13 protein-coding genes are annotated in these 15,102 nt (G+C 40.2%); 10 read left to right on the top strand and 3 right to left on the bottom strand.

The window, feature by feature from the left end; translation table 11 throughout:
• The 3 genes from IF202_RS11765 to IF202_RS11775 all read left to right on the top strand — a co-directional run bounded on the left by IF202_RS11765 (window position 1) and on the right by IF202_RS11775 (window position 2,999).
• The gene (locus IF202_RS11765; protein ID WP_191595088.1) at window positions 1-777 is read left to right on the top strand and encodes a thiazole synthase; all 777 of its coding nucleotides are present in this window, start codon (window positions 1-3) and stop codon (window positions 775-777) included.
• Window positions 774-2,015, top strand: coding sequence for a 2-iminoacetate synthase ThiH (gene thiH / locus IF202_RS11770; protein WP_328797223.1), 1,242 nt, complete (start codon window positions 774-776; stop codon window positions 2,013-2,015). The genes IF202_RS11765 and thiH overlap by 4 nt, the downstream gene beginning before the upstream one ends.
• Before the next feature lie 114 nt (window positions 2,016-2,129).
• Window positions 2,130-2,999, top strand: a complete 870-nt coding sequence (locus IF202_RS11775) for a lipase family protein (protein WP_191595089.1) — start codon at window positions 2,130-2,132, stop codon at window positions 2,997-2,999.
• A 97-nt stretch (window positions 3,000-3,096) separates the two neighbouring features.
• On the opposite strand, the gene aroA is transcribed toward IF202_RS11775, so the two are convergent.
• A complete protein-coding gene (gene aroA / locus IF202_RS11780) occupies window positions 3,097-4,374 on the bottom strand; it encodes a 3-phosphoshikimate 1-carboxyvinyltransferase (RefSeq protein ID WP_191595090.1) in 1,278 nt (425 codons plus the stop codon).
• A gap of 179 nt (window positions 4,375-4,553) precedes the next feature.
• A complete protein-coding gene (locus IF202_RS17635; protein ID WP_268926182.1) occupies window positions 4,554-4,682 on the bottom strand; it encodes a hypothetical protein in 129 nt (42 codons plus the stop codon).
• Between the two features lie 50 nt (window positions 4,683-4,732).
• Between IF202_RS17635 and IF202_RS11785 the strand changes: the two genes are divergently transcribed.
• From IF202_RS11785 to IF202_RS11795, 3 genes are all read left to right on the top strand, one after another.
• Window positions 4,733-5,242, top strand: coding sequence for a molybdopterin-dependent oxidoreductase (locus IF202_RS11785; protein ID WP_191595091.1), 510 nt, complete (start codon window positions 4,733-4,735; stop codon window positions 5,240-5,242).
• Between the two features lie 150 nt (window positions 5,243-5,392).
• On the top strand, window positions 5,393-7,681 hold the full coding sequence (locus IF202_RS11790; protein WP_191595092.1) for an ATP-binding protein: 2,289 nt from the start codon (window positions 5,393-5,395) through the stop codon (window positions 7,679-7,681).
• Window positions 7,674-8,729, top strand: a complete 1,056-nt coding sequence (locus tag IF202_RS11795) for an HD-GYP domain-containing protein (protein ID WP_235963473.1) — start codon at window positions 7,674-7,676, stop codon at window positions 8,727-8,729. The genes IF202_RS11790 and IF202_RS11795 overlap by 8 nt, the downstream gene beginning before the upstream one ends.
• Here IF202_RS11795 and IF202_RS11800 read toward each other — a convergent pair.
• Window positions 8,722-9,231, bottom strand: coding sequence for a YchJ family protein (locus IF202_RS11800; RefSeq protein WP_191595093.1), 510 nt, complete (start codon window positions 9,229-9,231; stop codon window positions 8,722-8,724). The two genes, IF202_RS11795 and IF202_RS11800, sit on opposite strands and share 8 nt — an antisense overlap.
• 93 nt (window positions 9,232-9,324) lie before the next feature.
• Between IF202_RS11800 and sbcB the strand changes: the two genes are divergently transcribed.
• The 4 genes from sbcB (at window position 9,325) to pyrC (ending at window position 15,086) form a co-directional block, all read left to right on the top strand.
• Entirely contained in the window at window positions 9,325-10,779 is a 1,455-nt protein-coding gene (gene sbcB / locus IF202_RS11805) for an exodeoxyribonuclease I (RefSeq protein WP_191595094.1), read from the top strand.
• Window positions 10,780-10,788: 9 nt separating this feature from the next.
• Window positions 10,789-11,823: an AI-2E family transporter gene (locus tag IF202_RS11810; RefSeq protein WP_191595095.1), complete on the top strand. Its 1,035-nt coding sequence runs from the start codon at window positions 10,789-10,791 to the stop codon at window positions 11,821-11,823.
• Window positions 11,824-11,998: 175 nt separating this feature from the next.
• Entirely contained in the window at window positions 11,999-13,870 is a 1,872-nt protein-coding gene (locus IF202_RS11815) for a DEAD/DEAH box helicase (RefSeq protein ID WP_191595096.1), read from the top strand.
• Between the two features lie 184 nt (window positions 13,871-14,054).
• Window positions 14,055-15,086: a dihydroorotase gene (pyrC, locus tag IF202_RS11820; RefSeq protein ID WP_191595097.1), complete on the top strand. Its 1,032-nt coding sequence runs from the start codon at window positions 14,055-14,057 to the stop codon at window positions 15,084-15,086.
• The last annotated feature ends 16 nt before the right edge of the window (window positions 15,087-15,102 follow it).

Below are 15,102 nucleotides of genomic sequence, written 5' to 3' on the forward strand. Positions count from 1 at the left end.
ATGTCATCATTTTCTATTGCGGGACATGAGTTTCATTCTCGACTTTTTACCGGCACAGGAAAATACGCAAGTGCTGACGCTATGATGGCTTCGTTAGTGGCCAGTCACAGCGAACTGGTAACCTTGTCTTTACGACGTATGGATTTACAGTATAAAACAGACAATATATTAGTGCCGTTGCAACAAAATGGCATGAAATTATTGCCTAATACATCCGGTGCACGAACGGCTAAAGAGGCTGTATTTGCGGCAGAATTAGCACGAGAAGCCTTAGACACAAATTGGGTAAAACTAGAGATTCATCCAGACCCTCGTTATTTGATGCCAGATGGAATGGAAACCTTATTAGCAGCAGAAGAGTTGATAAAAAAAGGTTTTATAGTAATGCCATACGTACATGCGGATCCTGTTTTGTGTAAGCGGCTCGAAGAAGTGGGTTGCCAGTGTGTTATGCCGTTAGGTTCGCCTATTGGGTCAAATATGGGATTAGCGAGTCGTCCCTTCCTTGAGATTATTATTGAACAAAGCAATGTTCCTGTCATTATTGATGCGGGTATCGGTGCGCCATCGGATGCGGCTTTGGCATTGGAAATTGGAGCCGATGCCGTATTGGTGAATACCGCAATGGCAGTAGCTCAATATCCTGAAAATATGGCAAAAGCATTTCGATTAGCGGTAGAGGCAGGGCGGATAGCCTACGAATCTGGTTTGGGTGAAAAACGTGTTCAGGCTCAAGCATCCAGTCCACTGACTGATTTTATAGGTGCGTTATCGTGACCGATAATATGTTCTTCAGTGACCAACAAGGTAAAAAACTGATGAGCCAAAAAATAGATGGCCAACTGATTAAAACGGATAGGACAAAAAATCATCCGCTAGAGCAGAGTCCTTCAGTAGAGAGTCAATTTAGCCGGGTTGTTGAGCATTCAGATTGGCATGAAGTCACCCGTTCACATCAAGAAAAAACACAACAAGATGTACTAAAAGCGCTAGCCAAAGATAAATTAACTGTTGATGATTTTACCGCGTTAATTTCTCCTGCTGCCGAACCTTATTTACTTGATATGGTTGCCAAGAGTGAAGCGCTAACTAAACAGCGCTTTGGCAATACTCTCAGTTTATTTGCCCCTTTGTATTTGTCTAATACTTGCGCCAATGAGTGTACTTATTGTGGTTTCTCTATGAGTAATGCCATCAAGCGTCTTACATTAGATGAAGCTCAAATCAAAAAAGAAGTCGCAGCGATAAAGGGCAAAGGCTTCGATCATATTTTATTGGTTACAGGCGAAACGAAAAGAGTCTCTATGCCGTATTTTGAGCGTATGCTTCCTCTAATTAAGCCATCTTTTAGTCAGCTATCTATGGAAGTTCAGCCATTGGAAGCTGATGAATATCAACGACTTAAGAATATTGGATTAGACGCCGTCTTGGTGTACCAAGAGACTTACCGACGACAAACGTATCTTGAACATCATTTACGTGGCAATAAATCGAATTTTAATCATCGCTTAGATGCACCCGATCGAATTGGTCAGGCTGGACTTCATAAAATAGGTCTAGGTGTGTTACTTGGTCTAGAAGATTGGCGTACTGACTCCATTATGATGGCGCATCATCTGCGACATCTACAAAAGCATTATTGGCGTAGCCGTTTTAGCGTAGCATTCCCAAGAATTCGTCCTTGTGAAGGAGGAATTCAGCCAAAATCTGTGATTTCAGATCGTCAACTGATTCAGCTTATTGCAGCGTGGCGACTGTTTGATAGAGATCTAGAAATGAGTCTTTCAACGCGCGAATCTGCAGAATTTCGCCACCATGCCATTCGCATGGGTTTTACTACCATGAGTGCAGAGTCTAAAACACAGCCTGGCGGTTATGCAGATGATGCGGAAGTTGCACTAGAACAATTTGAAATAAGTGATGAAAGGTCTGTGCAAGAAATTGCGGAAATGATTCGTTCACAAGGCAAGGAAGTTGTTTGGAAGGATTGGGATCCATCCTTGTCGGGTTTGTAAGATGCAGTTATTCATCCATTGTAATAACAACCTGAGATGGGTGATAGTTGTGTCCGTATAGGTCGTTTTTTAGTATCCTCACACTTTTCTAATCTGTGATTGCTAATTTAATTTATGTTAAAAATACGTCCCGCTATTCTGTCTGCTCTTTTACTGATTTTGTCTCAGTGGACTTTTGCAGTCCAAAATTTTTTAGCAATTCAAACTCAAGCCGTTTTTTCGAATGATACGTATTTAGCAGCAGACGAAATAGAAGCTTCGCTACTAGAGCAAGGTCAGGTATATGTTCATCAAGCGGTACTTCAAGACATTCAAGTGCGTTATTTTCTAAGTAAATCGAATGATGCACAGACTGTCGGTGTCCGAGGTACTGCTAATTTAACAAACGCCATGCTCGATTTAGATGTTGCCTTGCAACTAGATACGCAATTAAATATCAAACTACATAATGGCTTTTCATCAAGCGCGAAAGCTGTTTATCGTGATATTAAGCCATATCTTGTGGCGGACAAACCTATTCACCTTACTGGACACAGTTTAGGTGGTGCTATTGCTGTCGTTCTAGCAATGTATTTACAGCAAGATGGTTTTGATGTGACGCAGGTTATTACGTTTGGACAGCCGAAAGTAACAAACGTAGCAGGTGCGGCTAAATTTACTGAGTTACCTTTAATCAGAGTAGTAACGCCAAATGATATTGTGCCTTTGGTGCCGCCACTGAGTCCCTTGCAAATAAAAGAGCTAGATATCTATTGGCATATGGGGGTAGAAGTTATTCTTATGGGCAATGGTGAGTACGCAGAAACGAGCGGCGTAAAAAGTGCTTTGCGAGCGACTAAATTTACAACATCGATACCAAGTGAAAAAAATTTGAATGCACACAAAATGACTACTTATATGACTCTAATTAGCAAGCTGAAAGAGTCTTCATTAGAAGTGCCTTATGAAATGGAGATTGGGTTCTTTGGTTTTTCGATTAATTAGCCATAAAAATTAAGTCAAAAAAAACCAGAGTTCCTTTGTTAAGGCCTCTGGTTTTTTATACAACAAAAGACAGTCTCTTTTATTGTGATACACGCTATTAGCTAGCGATAGTATTGAATAGCTCAAAATACGTTGGGAAGGTTTTTGATGTGCAGCCTGGATCATTGATTGTGACTGGCGTATCGGAAAATGCGACTAAGGAAAAGCACATAGCGATACGATGGTCATTATAGGTATCGATAGCGGCATGTTGTAACTTAGCTACAGGCGTCACTGTAATAAAGTCTTCACCTTCAATAACCTCTGCGCCAAGTTTTTTAAGCTCTGTTGCCATTGCGAATAAACGGTCTGTTTCTTTTACGCGCCAGTTATATATATTACGAATTGTGGTGGTGCCTTTTGCAAATAGAGCTGTTGTCGCAATGGTCATCGCAGCATCAGGGATGTGATTCATATCTAAATCAACACCGTTTAATTCGTTATGCTCCGCTTCAATCCATGTTGGGCCATAGGTGATTCTTGCGCCCATTTTGGCAAGAACATCAGCAAACTTTACATCTCCTTGAACACTGTCTGAACCCACGCCATGAACCTTTATTTTTCCGCCCGCAATGGCTGCTGCGGCAAGAAAGTAAGATGCAGAGGATGCGTCGCCTTCTACCATAATCTCGCCTGGACTCTGATAAGTTTGCTGACCTTTAACTAAAAATGCTTGGTAGTTTTGGTTCTCCACTTCCACACCAAATTGTTTCATTACGTGAAGCGTGATGTCGATGTATGGTTTAGATACCAACTCACCATCTACTTTAATAGTTAAATCGCCTTGTGCTAGTGGTGCGCTCATAAGGATAGCGGTAAGGAATTGGCTGGAAATGTTGCCTTTAATAGAAACCTCACCGCCAGATAAGCCATTTGCTTTAATGTGCAGTGGTGGATAGTTAGTTTCGCCTTCATAGTTGATGTCTGCACCAAGATCTTTTAGTGCGTCAACGAGGTCGCCAATTGGACGTTCGTGCATACGAGGTTCGCCATGTAAATGGAACTCACCTTTGCCAAGGCAAAGTGCTGCAGCTAAAGGTCGCATTGCTGTACCAGCATTACCAAGAAATAGGTCGCCAAAATCGGCCTCAATAGGGCCATTTAAACCTTTTAAAATACAGGTAGTGCCTTCGTCTTCTAGTGTATAGCTGACACCAAGTTTTTTAAGGCTTTCTAACATGTAACGGATATCGTCACTGTCTAATAGGTTGGTTATTCTTGTAGTGCCTTTCGCTAATGTTGCTAATAATAAAATGCGATTTGAAAGGCTTTTAGAGCCTGGAATTTGGATCTCCCCTTCAGCTTTTGAAAGTGGTCCTAATGTAATTGAATTCATGATTAAGTCCGTCACAGTAATTTTATGTTTATTGGTTATGAGCTATACGCTGCGAATGCGTTAAAAAGTATTAAAATTTGTTTTTAAAATATCCGTCTGTAGGTGGTCGCGTCGCTCTGTGATAGAGGTCGGTCTTGAATACTAGATAGTATACATTTGATAAAGTGTTATGTCAGTTATCAAGGTACTTGTTGAAAAACATGGAGTGATAAACGATTTTCTGAAGTCTTTTTTGTATCCAGTGTTTTGTCTTTGTTTTTCTTAGTTGTTAAAGAGTGTTGTTTCGTAAGTGCTTGACGAAACAACATTCTTTTTTCCTTATACTACCTAAATATTAAAGTATTTAAAGGTGTGTAAAATGAAACGAATTTTAATGCTAGGTTTGATTTTTTTAGGAATGGCTTCTTTTTCAAATCTTCAAGCAAAAGAATTGCCTAATCCGACAGGGCGAGTGATTTTAACTGTTACAGGTGCAATCTCTAATACAAACACGGCTGGTGGCGCTGCCGTGTTCGATCGTCAAATGTTGGTTAATTTAGGGATGACCAGCCTCAAAACAGGAACGCCTTGGAGTGAGGGTGTTGATTTGTATGAAGGTCCTTTGTTGAGATCTTTGATTAATGCTGTTGGAGCAAATACAGATACTCTATCTATTACGGCGCTTAATGATTACGGTGCCTTAGTTCCAGTAAAGGACAGTTTTGATTACGACGTTATCTTAGCCATTGATATGAATGGAGAAGCAATGCGCATTAGAGATAAGGGCCCGATTTTCGTCCTTTATCCTTTCGACACAGATCCTAACTTAAGCAATGAAGTTATCTACAATCGTTCAGTGTGGCAAATAAAAGCAATCAGTGTTGAGTAGAGACTGATGCGTAACCCTCTTATTTCGGCCTCAAAGAACTTAAATGACAAAAAGTCTGCACCAATATTGCTATTGGTCACGCTCGCTATTGTGTTTATGTTCGCCTCTATATTGGTTTTCTCTGAACTTGTTCAATATCAGAAAAAAGTCATGTCTGCAGCAGAGGAAGATGCTTTATGGGCATCTTATCAGTTGGATAAAGAGTTAATAAAGCTAAGAACCTCTCTTCAATCTCTAGAAGAAAACTATAACGAAGTTAACCTTGAAGAAACCAGAATCCGTTTTGAGATTTTATATAGCAGAGTCAATGTTTTAGAAAATGGTAAATTAAAGGTTTTATTTAGTCGGTCATCTAATGCTGTTGATATTTTGAACCACATCCGAGAGGAAGTGGATGAGATGGACTCTATCTTATTCTCCACTAATATCGTTGATGTGAATTCACTGTTAAAAGAAAGTAAATCGTTAGTTAATAAAACAGAAAGCTTTATCTTAGATGCTCTAGGCACGCGGGCTTTAGAAAAAGAAAAAAATAGACACGACTATCAAAAGTTACTTACTTATTTAGGTGGCCTAATTGGGCTTCTTACTGTCACTGTGATGTTTATTGTATATATATTGTTCAGGCAGCTAAAAGTTGTTGAAAGATCTTATGAAAAATCTCGACAACTAACGATTGAATTAGAAGAAGCTGTTGTCTTCTCTGAACAAGCCTTGAGAGTTAAGTCCGATTTTATTGCCACTATGAGTCATGAAATAAGAACACCTATGAACGCTATTATAGGTTTTAGCTACTTGTTAATGAGCGGCGATGTTCCTGAGAAATATCGAGATAAAATACACAGCATTCAAAAAGCAGCAGATGGTCTGTTGGTTATTATTAATAGAATCCTAGATTTTTCAAAAATTGAATCGGGTAAAGTCGACCTTGAAAATAGTTCTTTTGAGATAGATCGAGTTCTAGAATACGTCTATCAGGTCAATGAAGCCGAAGCTAAAAACAAAGGGTTAAATTTTCTTGTTTACCGTGATTTTTCCATGGACAATTTTTTAATTGGTGATGAAACGCGTTTACAGCAAGTTCTTATTAATTTAGTTAGTAATGCCATCAAGTTCACTCAAGTAGGCTCTATTACTGTTCGAGTCTATAAAAGTCATGATAGTGAACTGATTATTGAAGTGAGCGATACAGGCATAGGTATTCGAGAGGGCATTGATGTTTTCGATGTCTTTAAGCAAGCAGATAGTAGTACGACAAGAATTTACGGAGGAACAGGTCTTGGGTTAAGTATTACCCAAAAACTGGTGCACCTTCTTGGTGGTGTTATTTCTTACAAAAGTGAAGAAAACAAAGGAAGCCAATTCACCGTTACTCTTCCTTATTTACCTGACCCACAAAAAATATCGCCCGCCGCTGAGACTATCGCTCTAATTAAAGAAGATGCAGTTACTTCTAGTCTTTTAGACGGCTTAAATATGGATCGTTTTTTTACTTTGGATTCGGAAAATATTTCTACATGTAAAAAAATATTCTTAACAAGCTTGAGTTTTTTTAATTCAAATGCTCGCCTATTTCAACCTAAAGGTAAGCTTTTAAATGAAACTTTTTTCTTCTTTGATGGGCAAGTTCATTCAGAGGGAGAATCTTCACAGCCAGGTTTAGTCACTCCAAGAAACCTATACCGAAGCTTTGAAGAGACAAAAATAAAAGCCATAGATGTACGAAAAAACAGATTGTCTTTTAGTAAATCAAATAAGTCTTTTCCATATAGAGGCAAAACAGTTTTACTGGCAGAAGATAATAAAATTAACGCCAATATAGTGATGGCAATTTTAAATAAGATGAAAGTCTCTGTTGATTGGGTTGAGAATGGTGAAGAAGCATATAAAAAATCCACTTCAAATAATTATAATTTAATAATTATGGATATCAGAATGCCAGTAATGGATGGATATCAAGCAAGCGAAAAAATATATTACATGTTAAAGGAAAGGAAGCCTCCAATCATCGTATTAACGGCAGACGTAATTAATATTAATAAAGATGATTTTAAAAATAGTTTTTTTGATGATGTTTTATATAAACCATTAGACCCTTATGCATTTATTAAAAAAATGGAATTTTGGTTTGAAAATGAAAGTTTCAATAAGGTTAGTGACATTCCAAGTGACAATGCGCTCAAGATTATAGAGAGCAGAAATTCTGAATTGGTTTCTGAGTTAGACTCGCTTCAAGGGTTACTTATGGATGGCGATGTTAGTGCTGGAGTCTTGGTTAAAAAACTAATGAATACCTTTTCAGACTACAGTGGTATTGATTCGATGAAATTGGCAATTGACGATATTGAGAACTATGATTATCAAGATGCACTGATGAAAATTAAACGCTTTAAACGGGTTCATTGCCATAATGTTGAGAGAGGATTGCTAGTTGATTGATTCAGTAGTAGAGGTTGAAAAATTGGTTTATCAGCGTAAAAGTGTACTTATTGTTGATGATATGCCTGAAAATATCGATCTGCTTAAAGATATTCTTTCAGAGCATTATCAAGTTCAAATTGCAAAGTCTGGTCGAGTTGCTTTGGATATTATTGATCGGCGTTTACCTGATATTATTTTGTTAGATATCATGATGCCTGATATGAATGGCTTTGAAGTATGTAAGAGGTTAAAGGCAAACCCTATAACTGAAGACATCCCCGTGGTTTTCTTAACGGCTGTTACAGAAGCAAAGCATGAGCAAGAAGGGTTTAATGTTGGTTGTGTTGATTTTATAACTAAGCCAATTACGCCATTAACAACTCTCGCTAGAGTGTCAACGCATTTGAAATTGGCTGAAAATAACCAACGAAATAAACTGATTATCGAACGTAGAACAAAAGAGCTAGATGAAGCGCTGCAATCTACTATTGGTATGCTTGGGGAAGTGGGTCAATTTAATGACTCAGATACAGGTGTTCATATGTGGCGAATGGCGGATTACAGTGCTGCTTTAGCAAGAGCAATTGGCTGGGATGATAAGCAAGTGAAGTTACTTAAGCTTGCTGCGCCAATGCACGACACTGGCAAAGTTGGGATTCCGCATTCTATTTTAAAATCTCCTAATAAGTTAACAGATGCCGAATGGGAAGTAATGCGCCAGCATCCAGCCATAGGGCATCAAATACTTGAAAAGGGTGGTTCTCCTTTATTTCAATTGGCAGCTGAAATCGCACTTGCGCATCATGAGAAATGGGATGGTTCTGGTTACCCGTCAGGCTTGTCTGGTAAAGAAATTCCAGAATCAGCTCGAATTGTAGCGCTTGCTGATGTTTTTGATGCTCTTACAATGGAGCGAGCTTACAAGAAAAGCTGGACGATAAAAGAGGCGTTTGGGCATATAAAGCAGGATGCCAATAAACATTTTGATCCTGACTTAGTAGACAGCTTCTTATCGATTGAAGATGAAGTACGAGATATCAAAGCAAAATGGAGTGCGGCTATTTAACCGCACAGCATTTTTTGTATTTTTTACCTGATCCGCACAAGCATGGATCATTTCGACCAATTTTCATTGCATCGGAATTAACAAGTGGTGTGTTTTTTTCTACTTCGTGTTCGCCTGAAATATAGAACCATTCTTTTTTTACTTTCTTGAAAACAGAGCGCTCACTTAAACGTCCTATGTGTTTCCCTTCTTTGAAATGTGCGGAAAAAGAAACCATGCCTTTTTTGTCTTTTTCTAGACCTTCTTCGGTTTCATTTATTTCTAGTTTGATCCATTGTGTGTGCGCATTGCTGGCTTCTATATCAGCCGCAGCTTGTTTAGGGTCTTCTTTTAGTTTTTGCGTAATGGCAATGTAGTTAAAATCACCAATCGCAAAAGCGGTATAACGAGAACGCATTAATATTTCTGCTGTTGGTGCAGTACCTGGATTGTTGTGATACATACCACAACACATCTCATAAGGGCTTCCCGTTCCACATGGGCAGTTTACTGGGGTTGGCATGGATCAACTCCTCTCATCACCAAATACACTTTAACAAATCGACTTCAAGGTGCGTATAATACCTTTTTATTCAACGGCTAACAGGAATTATTTGTGACCTCATCGGGCCCAACTTCGTTTTTTTGGTTTGATTTTGAAACAACTGGAGTAGATCCAGCAAAAGATCGTCCTATGCAATTTGCAGGAATTAGAACAGATCTTAATTTTAATCCTATTGGCGAACCTGTTATGTTCTATTGTCGGTTGGCTGAAGACGTTCTTCCCCAACCAGACGCATGTTTGCTAACGGGTATTAGCCCGCAAGATGCGAATCGCGAAGGTTTGTGCGAAGCGGAATTTATGCAAACGGTAGAAGCTGAACTCTCTTTACCGGGTACTTGTGCTCTAGGTTACAACTCTATTCGTTTTGATGATGAAGTGGTACGTCATGGTTTTTATCGTAACTTTATTGACCCTTATGCCCGAGAGTGGCAGAACAACTGTTCACGCTGGGACATTATTGATCTAGTTCGTATGACTTATGCTATGCGCCCAGAAGGTATTGTTTGGCCTAAAAACGAAGACGGTCAAGTCTCAATGAAACTTGAGGCCTTAACAAAAGCGAATGATATTGCCCATGAGCAAGCCCATGATGCGCTTTCTGATGTATACGGCACCATTGAAATTGCTAAATTGATTCATGAAAAGCAGCCTAAGTTATTTAATTATTATCTTAAAATGCGTCAAAAGCATGAACTTCAACAATTCATCGATCCTGTCCGTTTAAAGCCTTTCTTACATATTTCTGGAATGTTTGGCCAAGCAAAACATTACGCAGCTTTTGTTGTACCTATTGTGCCTCACCCTACCAATAAAAATGGTGTGATAGTGTTCGATCTAATGGCAGATGCTCAGCCATTAATTGACTTGAGCGTAGAAGAAATTCGTCATCGGGTCTTTACTCGTCAAGACGAGCTGGGTGATGTAGAGCGATTGCCATTAAAGGTGATTCATTACAACAAATCACCTGCAATTGCTCCTGCCACTTTTCTTAAAGACGCAGAAGTCGCTAAACGCCTTGAGTTAGATGGCGACGTTTGTCGTCATAATCTTGCCATTATAAAAAGTTATACTGGTTTGGCTGCGAAACTGAGTGATGTTTTTATACAAGAAGATCGCCCAATATTAAAAGACCCTGATTTAATGCTATACGCGGGTGGTTTCTTCTCACGTGAGGACAAATCCAGAATGGAGACAATTCGAACTACGCCTGAAAATGCATTATCTGAATTGGCAATGTCATTTGATGATCGTCGTTTACCTGAAATGTTGATGCGTTATATTGGTCGAAATTATCCTGACCAGTTAAACGAACAGCAGAGAATGGAATGGGAAGAATATCGTCAAGTACGACTAATTGAAAAAGACGGAGGAGGTTCTATTAATATGGATCAATATTTTGAACGATTAAATCAACTCGCTCAAACGCCTGATTTTCCACCTGCTAAGCAAGTTATGCTACAAGATTTAGCAGATTATGCTCAAAGCATTTACCCGATAGCATTATAAGGAATTGATATGAGTGAACAGCATAAAGGCGTCCATTGGCTGGTTGGTTTTGCTGCTTTTATAATTATTATTGCAGGGTTAAAAGCCGCATCTCAAATTGTGGTGCCTTTAATGTTGTCCATATTTATTGCCATTATTTGTGCACCTGCTATGTCTACTTTACGCCGACGTAAAGTACCGACTTGGTTGTCTATTATTTTAGTCGTCTTGTTGATATTGATTGGGGTTGGCTCTCTCGCTGTGTTGGTTGGCGCTTCTTTGGACAGCTTCTCTAGTCAGCTTCCAAATTATAAACTACGATTTGCCGAAGAAATGTCTAACCTGATTGCGACACTTAATGGATTTGGTTTACAAATTTCTTATGACCAAGTGAAAGGTTATGTGGACCCGTCAGCTCTAATGCAGATGGTAGCGAATGCGTTGAGAGGAATAGGGAGTGCATTGACCAATCTTATTTTAGTGGTGATGATTGTCATCTTTATTTTATTTGAAGCCGTCGAATTACCTAAAAAACTGTCTTTAGCACTCACCGATGCGTCCCAGTCAATGGGCCACTTTAACTCCTTTATCAAATCCGTTAACCGCTACTTAGTCATTAAAACACTGGTAAGTATATTAACAGGTGTATTAATCACGGTTTGGTTGTGGATATTGGGTGTTGATTTCCCTATCTTATGGGGCGTAAGTGCCTTCTTGTTGAATTTCGTACCAAACATTGGATCAATTATTGCTGCGGTTCCGGCTGTATTGTTAGCTTTTGTTCAACTTGGTAGTTTGTCGGCCGGATTGACTGCCGCAGGTTTTGTTTTTGTGAATTTAGTCGTGGGTAACGTGATTGAACCCCGTTACATGGGGCGGGGGTTAGGGTTATCTACTCTGGTCGTTTTCCTTTCTTTATTGTTATGGGGCTGGGTATTTGGCCCTGTTGGTATGCTGCTTTCTATTCCTCTTACTATTATTGTAAAGCTAGCGCTTGAGGCAAATCCAAAAACTCAGTGGTTGGCGATTATGATTGATTCTGAAACGGACGTTTCTAAGCGTTAATCTAATTGAGAATGCACAAGCCAGCACGATCTTATTCTCGATCTTGCTGGCTTTTTTGTCTTTATTCGCATATACTTCGCCATCGGATTTTCGTCCGACGGATTCTAGGGAATTTTATTAAGGCATGTAAATGATTACAGGCCTTATACTCATTTAAAAAAAGGTACTAATTTACATGTCTGATGCTGAAACTCAGCCTACATTTGCTTCGTTGGGCTTAATTGCCCCTGTTCTTAAGGCAGTTGCCGACTTAGGTTATGAACAACCATCTGCTATCCAAGCGCAAAGTATTCCATATTTATTAGAAGGTCGTGACCTTCTAGGGCAAGCGCAAACGGGTACTGGTAAGACAGGAGCGTTCGCGCTTCCTTTGTTATCTCGAATTGATATCGCAGATAAAACGACACAACTACTTGTGCTAGCTCCAACTCGTGAACTTGCTATTCAGGTCGCTGAAGCATTTCAAACGTATGCTCGCCACCTTCCAGATTTTCATGTTCTGCCAATTTACGGCGGCATGTCATACGACACTCAACTTCGTCAGCTTAAGCGTGGCGTTCAAGTTGTTGTTGGTACACCTGGTCGCGTTATGGACCACATTCGTCGTAAAACATTAAAGCTAGATGGCCTTAAAGCCCTAGTTCTTGATGAAGCGGATGAAATGTTGCGCATGGGATTCATCGACGATGTCGAGTGGGTTCTGGAGCAAACACCACCAACACGTCAAATCGCTTTGTTTTCTGCGACTATGCCTAATGTGATTCGTCAGGTGGCTAACCGCCATTTAACAAATCCAAAAGAAATTAAAATCGTTACGAAAACATCAACAGCAACGACAATTACTCAAAAATACTGGCCAGTAAGTGGTTTGCATAAGCTTGACGCTTTGACTCGTATTCTTGAAATGAACGAACACGATGGCATGATCATCTTTGTTCGTACAAAAGCTGCAACGGTAGAGCTAGCTGAAAAGTTATGTGCCCGTGGCCATGCTTGTGAAGCGTTGAATGGTGATATTAGCCAGAATTTACGTGAACGTACGGTTGATCGTATCAAGAAAGGTCAAATTGATATCCTTGTTGCAACAGACGTTGTTGCACGTGGTTTGGACGTTGAGCGTGTTAGTCACGTTGTAAACTACGATATTCCATACGATACAGAGTCTTATGTTCATCGTATTGGTCGTACTGGTCGTGCAGGCCGTTCAGGTACAGCAATTTTGTTTGTTGCTCCACGTGAACGTCGCATGTTGCAAGCTATTGAGCGTGCAACTCGTCAGCCAATTGAGGCTATGACACTTCCAACTGCTTCAGATATTAACGAACATCGCGTTAATCGCTTTAAGCAAAAAATCACTGATGTGATGGACAACGAAAACCTTGATTTCTTCCTAGAGCTTGCACAGAGCTACCAGAAAGATAATGAAGTTGATCCAATTAAAATGGCGGCTGCTTTAGCTCATATGGCTCAAGGTAAGAACCCATTGTTGTTGTCTGAAATGGAAGTTCGTCACGAACGTAAAGAGCGCAGTGATCGTAACGACCGTAACCCACGAGATCGTGGTGACCGAGGCGATCGTGGTGAGCGTGGCGCACCGCGTGAACGTAAAGTTCGCCCAGTAACTGCTGATGCTATGCCGTTGAAAGACGATCCAAGTACAGCAATGACTCGTTATGTTGTTCAAGTTGGCTACAGTGCTGGTGTTAAACCAGGTAACATCGTTGGTGCAATTGCGAATGAAGCGGAAATTGAAAGCCGTTATATTGGCCATATCGAAATTTATGAAGATTTTGCAACGGTTGATTTACCGACCAACCTAGAATCAGGTGTATTGGGTAAATTAAGCAAAACTCGTATTTGTGGGCAGCGTACTGATATCGCTAAACTAGAAAATGCAGACGAATTGAATAAACGTGCAGCAGCACCTTCAACTCGTAAGCGCCCTTCTGGTGGCGGTGATCGTCGTCCATCAAATGGTGGCGAGCGCAGACGTCCTTCGGGCGAACGTTCAGAGCGTCGCCCAAGAGCGCCACGTAAAGACAGTTAATCTGCTTTGCTAGTTGCGAATCTTAAAAAACCGAATCCTGTTTAAGGGTTCGGTTTTTTTATGTCTATTCGTCTGCCTATGATTCAAGACAAGAGTGTTCGGCTCTGCTACTTAAGATAAGATTCTGTTAATATGCTTTGCTTTGCTCTTTCCATCCTGAATTTAAAAATCAAAAAGGCCAATGATGAACGAAATTACTATAATTAAGCCAGATGATTGGCATCTACATTTTCGTGATCAAGACATGTTGCTTGAAACGGTTTCTGCAACAGCGCGATGCTTTGCCCGTGCGGTTGTTATGCCTAATTTGGTGCCGCCAGTTACAACAGCTGCGTTAGCCTTAAGCTACAAAGAGCGTATATTAGCGGCACGTCCAGAGGGCAGCTCTTTTACGCCTATCATGACGATTTACCTAACGGATAAAACCAGCGTACAAGATATTAAAGACGCGAAAGCCGCAGGTGTATTGGCCGCTAAAATGTACCCTGCTGGAGCAACGACAAATTCAGATTCAGGTGTAAATTCACTTGAATCACTTTACCCAGTATTTGAAGCCTTAGCTGACAACGACATGTTGTTGCTAATTCATGGTGAAGTGACGCAAAAACACATTGATATCTTTGATCGCGAGAAAGAATTTATTGATCAGCATATGGTGAAAATTGTCGACCGAGTACCAAATCTTAAAATCGTGTTTGAACATATCACAACAAAAGACGCTGCAGACTTTGTCTTGTCTGCCCGTGATGGTGTTGCAGCAACAATTACGCCACAGCATTTATTATTAAACCGTAACGACATGTTGGACGGCGGTATGCGCCCCCACAACTATTGCTTACCTGTATTAAAGCGAAGCACGCATCAAGCAGCCTTACGCGCCGTCGTAAAATCTGGTTCGCCAAAGTTCTTTCTAGGAACAGACTCAGCGCCACACACTAAGGATCGCAAAGAGTCAGATTGCGGGTGTGCTGGCTGTTACAGTGCATGGTCGGCATTAGAGCTGTACACGCAAGTATTTGATGAACTAGATGCGTTAGATAAGCTAGAAGGCTTCACGAGTTTTCATGGGGCAGACTTTTACGGATTGCCGCGTAATACAGAAAGCGTCACCTTGATACGTAAATCTTGGGAAGTGCCAGGAAATATTACTTTACCGAATGGTGAGCTTATCGTGCCGTTTTTTGCAGGTAAAGAAGTCGCTTGGAAATTAAAATAAGCGTCTACTTAAAATA

This window comes from Marinomonas colpomeniae, from assembly GCF_014803385.1.
Taxonomy (GTDB): domain Bacteria; phylum Pseudomonadota; class Gammaproteobacteria; order Pseudomonadales; family Marinomonadaceae; genus Marinomonas; species Marinomonas colpomeniae.

What these genes read in the sequence shown, in the direction of transcription:
- IF202_RS11765 (WP_191595088.1), top strand. Translation starts at nt 1, where the DNA reads ATGTCATCATTTTCTATTGCGGGACATGAGTTTCATTCTCGACTTTTT.
- IF202_RS11775 (WP_191595089.1), top strand. Translation starts at nt 2,130, where the DNA reads ATGTTAAAAATACGTCCCGCTATTCTGTCTGCTCTTTTACTGATTTTG.
- aroA (WP_191595090.1), bottom strand. Translation starts at nt 4,374, where the DNA reads ATGAATTCAATTACATTAGGACCACTTTCAAAAGCTGAAGGGGAGATC.
- IF202_RS17635 (WP_268926182.1), bottom strand. Translation starts at nt 4,682, where the DNA reads ATGTTGTTTCGTCAAGCACTTACGAAACAACACTCTTTAACAACTAAG.
- IF202_RS11785 (WP_191595091.1), top strand. Translation starts at nt 4,733, where the DNA reads ATGAAACGAATTTTAATGCTAGGTTTGATTTTTTTAGGAATGGCTTCT.
- IF202_RS11790 (WP_191595092.1), top strand. Translation starts at nt 5,393, where the DNA reads ATGTCTGCAGCAGAGGAAGATGCTTTATGGGCATCTTATCAGTTGGAT.
- IF202_RS11800 (WP_191595093.1), bottom strand. Translation starts at nt 9,231, where the DNA reads ATGCCAACCCCAGTAAACTGCCCATGTGGAACGGGAAGCCCTTATGAG.
- IF202_RS11810 (WP_191595095.1), top strand. Translation starts at nt 10,789, where the DNA reads ATGAGTGAACAGCATAAAGGCGTCCATTGGCTGGTTGGTTTTGCTGCT.
- IF202_RS11815 (WP_191595096.1), top strand. Translation starts at nt 11,999, where the DNA reads ATGTCTGATGCTGAAACTCAGCCTACATTTGCTTCGTTGGGCTTAATT.
- pyrC (WP_191595097.1), top strand. Translation starts at nt 14,055, where the DNA reads ATGAACGAAATTACTATAATTAAGCCAGATGATTGGCATCTACATTTT.